The sequence below is a fragment of the Methylobacterium sp. WL116 genome (assembly GCF_008039455.1).
In the GTDB taxonomy this organism is placed as follows: domain Bacteria; phylum Pseudomonadota; class Alphaproteobacteria; order Rhizobiales; family Beijerinckiaceae; genus Methylobacterium.
The window spans coordinates 1-4,015 of record NZ_VRUV01000423.1; the positions used below are offsets into that span (position 1 = coordinate 1).

Genomic DNA, 4,015 nt, shown 5'->3' on the forward strand with positions numbered 1-4,015 from the left:
GGCGTGCAGCGGGCGGCCCAGGATCGCGGTCAGCCACTCGCGGTCGCCGGCCTCCGGGATCATGCCGTCGCCGACGAAGCGCTCGGCCATCAGGCGCATCTCGTAGGCCATCCACCGCGGCATGGTGCCGGCCATGGCCTGCTCGAACCCGCTCGGATCGTCGCCGCCGTAGGCGACCGGGCGGCCGAGCACCGCGCTCCAGATCGCGGCGAGGCCCGCGCCGGTGAGCGTGTCCGGCCCGACGAGGTTGATGGTCTCGACCGGCAGCGGGCCCGGCGCCGCGTCGCGGCGGATCAGCGCGATCGCGGCGATCTCGGCGATGTCGCGCGCGTCGACCATGGCGACGCCCTTGCCGCCGATCGGCATCGGGTAGACCGCGTGGTCCACGATCACGTCCCGGATCATCGCCTCGTTGTCGATGAAGTAGGTCGGGCGCAGGATCGTGGCGCCGAAGCCCATCTGCCGCAGCATGCGCTCGGCCCCGAACTTCACCGCGAAGTGGGGCACCTCGACGGCGCGGTCGGCCCCGAACACCGACAGGTAGACGACCCGCTCGACGCCGGCCTCGCGCGCGAGGTTGAGGGTGACGATCGCCTGGGTGAACTCGTCGCCGGTCACCGCATTCAGCAGGAACAGCGTGCGCACGCCGACGAAGGCCCGGCGCAGCGCGTCGATGTCGAGGAGGTCGCCCGTCGCGACCTCGACCCCGGCGGGGAATTGGGCCTTGGCGGGATCGCGGGTCAGCACCCGCACCCGGGTCAGCTCGGATCTCGGCTTACGCAGGCATGTGCGATTTGTTGGAATTGTTGGCATCGGTCTTGCCAAGCCCTGCTCGTCCCCGGCACCGGATCGCGGCCGGCGCGGAAACGGAGCGGCTTATCATGAACTACCACAGCATCAGCCGGCGCGGTGCCCTCCGGATCGGTGCGTTGGCTGCGGGCACCGTGGCGATGCCGTTCTTCGCTCGCAACGGCTTGGCCGCCGAGCCGATCAAGCTCGGGAGCCTGCTCGACGGCACCGGCGCGCTCGGCTTGGAAGGCAGGCGCATGATCGAGACGACCGAATACGCGGTCGATCTGATCAACAAGACCGGCGGTCTGCTTGGGCGCCCCGTGAAGATCATCGCCTACGACACCCAGTCGAACATGCAGCTCTACACGCAATATGCGCAGCAGTTGGCGCTGAAGGAGAAGGTCGACGTCATCCAGGGCGGGATCACCTCGGCCTCGCGGGAGGCGATCCGGCCGATCTTCGGACGCTCCAAGACCCTCTACTTCTACAACACCCAGTACGAGGGCGGCGTCTGCGACCGCAACGTGTTCTGCACCGGCTCGACCCCGGCCCAGACGGTCAACCACACGGTCGACTACGCGCTGAAGAACTGGGGTAAGAAAGCCTACATCGTCGCCGCCGACTACAATTACGGCCACATCACCGCGAACTGGATGACGAAGTTCATGAAGGACGGCGGCGGCTCGGTCGCTGGCACCGACTTCTTCCCCCTCGACGTGACGAACTTCTCCTCCGCCATCAGCCGCATCCAGCAGGCGCAGCCGGAGCTGGTGCTCTCGGCGCTGGTCGGCGCCAACCATTCCGGCTTCTACCGCCAGTGGGACGCCGCCGGCATGAAGGGCAAGATTCCGATGGGCGCCAGCGTGTTCGGTCTCGGCGACGAGCTGACCACCATGGACACTTCCACCACCAACGGCATCGTCACCTGCTACGGCTGGTACAACAACCTGCCGGCGCAGAAGAGCATCGACTTCGTGAAGGGGATGCAGGCCAAGTTCGGCGCCGAGCTCACCGATCTCGGCGAGCTAGACACCGCCACCTACGACGGCATCATGCTCTGGGCGGAAGGGGTGAAGAAGGCCGGCTCGGTGGAGCGCGACGCGGTCGTCGCTGCGCTGGAATCGGGCATTTCCTACGAAGGCCCCACAGGCAAGGTGACGATGGATGGGGCGACCCACCACACCATCCGCAACACCTACCTCGCGCGTCCCAAGGACAAGGCCTGGGAGCTGCTCGCCACCTTCCCCGACCAGTTCCCGTCGGACACAGGCGGCGCCTGCGACCTCCTGAAGAACCCCAAGACCAACAAGCAGTTCACCCCCGACCTCAAGGGCTGACCCGGCATGGATCTCGTCGGGCTCCTCGGGTTCAACGTTCTGACCGGTATCGCCACGCTGGCGCTGATCACGCTCGGTCTCGGCGTAATCTACGGGATGATGCGGATCATCAACCTCGCCCACGGCGAGTTCATGATGCTCGGCGCCTACACCGCGGTCGTGGCGGTCGATGCCGGCATCAACGTCTGGGTGGCGATGCTCGTGCTGCCGCCGCTGGTCGTCGGCCTGATCGGCCTCGTGATCGAGCGCACCGTAATCCGCTTCCTGTACGGGCGGATGATGGACACGATGCTCGCCACCTGGGGCATCAGCCTCGGGCTGATCGGCCTCGTGACCACGCTCTACGGCAACGTCGTGCGCGGGGTCTCGACGCCGGTCGGCAGCTTCGAGATCGGGCGGTATGGCGCGAGCCTCTACAGCCTCGTGATCATCGCGGTCGCGCTTGCCGCGCTCGGCGGCATGTTGGCGCTGCTTCGGCTGACCCGCTTCGGGCTGATCCTGCGCGCGACCATGCAGAACCCGAAGATGGCCGCCGCACTCGGCGTCTCGCCGGACCAGATCTACATGGCGACCTTCGCACTCGGCGCAGGCCTCGCCGGGCTCGCCGGCGGCGTCCTCGCGCCGATCTCCGGCGTCTCGCCGGCGATGGGCGCCGCCTACATCGCTCGCGCCTTCATCACCGTGCTCGGCGGCGGTCCGGCGATCATCACCGGCACGGGGCTGGCTTCCGGCCTGTTCGGCACGATCAACGAACTCGTCGCCTTCCGGACCACGCCGGTCATCGGCGACGTGGTGCTGCTGCTGGCCGCGATCCTGCTGATCCGCGTGCTGCCGCAGGGCATCACTGGCCGCTTCCTGAGGCGCAGCCTATGAACCCCATGGTCTCCCGCTCCGGACGGTTCGCGAGCGCCGCCGGCTTCCTCACGGTTCTGGTCTGCGGCCTCGCCCTGCTCGTCGGCGCGCCGCACCTCACCGACAGCTTCGGCCTCGTACAGATGACGGGGTTCGCCGCGCTCGCGATGTTCGCGCTGAGCCAGGGCTTCGTCTGGGGCTACGGCGGCATCATGTCGTTCGGGCAGGCGGCGTTTTTAGGCCTGGGCGGCTACGCTTATGCCGTCTCGGTGATCAATCTCGGCGACAGCACGCTGCCGATCCTGATCGCCATCGCGGTGCCCATGCTGTTTGCGGCCGCCCTCGGCTACTTCATGTTCTTCGGGCGGATCAGCGACGCTTATGTCGGCGTCATCACGCTCACCGTCTCGGTGATCCTGTTCCAGCTGTTCAACGCCACCTCGGGCAGCCAGTACCGCATCGGCCAGGCGGAGCTCGGAGGCTTTAACGGTATCCCGGCGGTCCCGGTGATCAATCCGATCGGAGATCCCGGCGATCCGCTCGACATCGAGGGCCTGTGGGGCGTGGCGATGGGCGCGCTGATCGGCGTCTACGTGCTGCTGCGCGCCATCCTAGCGAGCCGCTTCGGCCGCGTGGTCGTCGCGATCCGCGAAAACGAGACCCGCGCGCAGCTGATCGGGTACGACCCGCGCCTCTACAAGCTCCTCGCCTTCACGATCTCAGCCGGGATCGCGGGGCTCGCCGGCTGCCTTTACGCCAACTGGGGCGGCTTCATCAGTCCGACGGTGTTCGGCCTGTCGATGTCGGCGCAGGTGATCATCTTCGTCCTCGTCGGGGGTCTCGGCACCCTGATCGGTCCGATGCTCGGGGCGGTGCTGATCCAGGCGCTGATCATCACCGCGGGCGGACAGTCGATGCTCGATCCCAATCTCGGCCTTGGGATCGTGCTCGTCGGCTTCGTGCTGCTGGTGCCCGAGGGCCTCGTGCCGGTGGCGCGCCGCCTCGTGCAGCGCGCGACCGGGCTTGTCACCGCG

Annotated in this window: 4 protein-coding genes; 3 read left to right on the forward strand and 1 reads right to left on the reverse strand. The window is 67.7% G+C overall.

Annotated features, from left to right (window positions below; translation table 11 throughout):
* Positions 1 to 753: NmrA family NAD(P)-binding protein (locus tag FV223_RS21935; protein WP_246689759.1), on the reverse strand; the 753-nt coding region annotated here is incomplete at its 3' end.
* Positions 754 to 881: 128 nt separating this feature from the next.
* On the opposite strand from FV223_RS21935, the gene FV223_RS21940 reads away from it, so the two are divergent.
* The 3 genes from FV223_RS21940 to FV223_RS21950 form a co-directional block, all read left to right on the forward strand.
* Positions 882 to 2,129 carry an ABC transporter substrate-binding protein gene (locus FV223_RS21940; RefSeq protein ID WP_147728980.1) on the forward strand — a complete coding sequence of 416 codons (1,248 nt, stop codon included), beginning with the start codon at positions 882 to 884 and terminating at the stop codon, positions 2,127 to 2,129.
* Positions 2,130 to 2,135: 6 nt separating this feature from the next.
* Complete coding sequence (locus tag FV223_RS21945) at positions 2,136 to 3,002, forward strand: branched-chain amino acid ABC transporter permease (protein ID WP_147728981.1); 867 nt, start codon at positions 2,136 to 2,138, stop codon at positions 3,000 to 3,002.
* 5 nt (positions 3,003 to 3,007) lie between these two features.
* A partial coding sequence (locus FV223_RS21950; RefSeq protein WP_246689760.1) for a branched-chain amino acid ABC transporter permease occupies positions 3,008 to 4,015 on the forward strand: 1,008 nt, incomplete at its 3' end.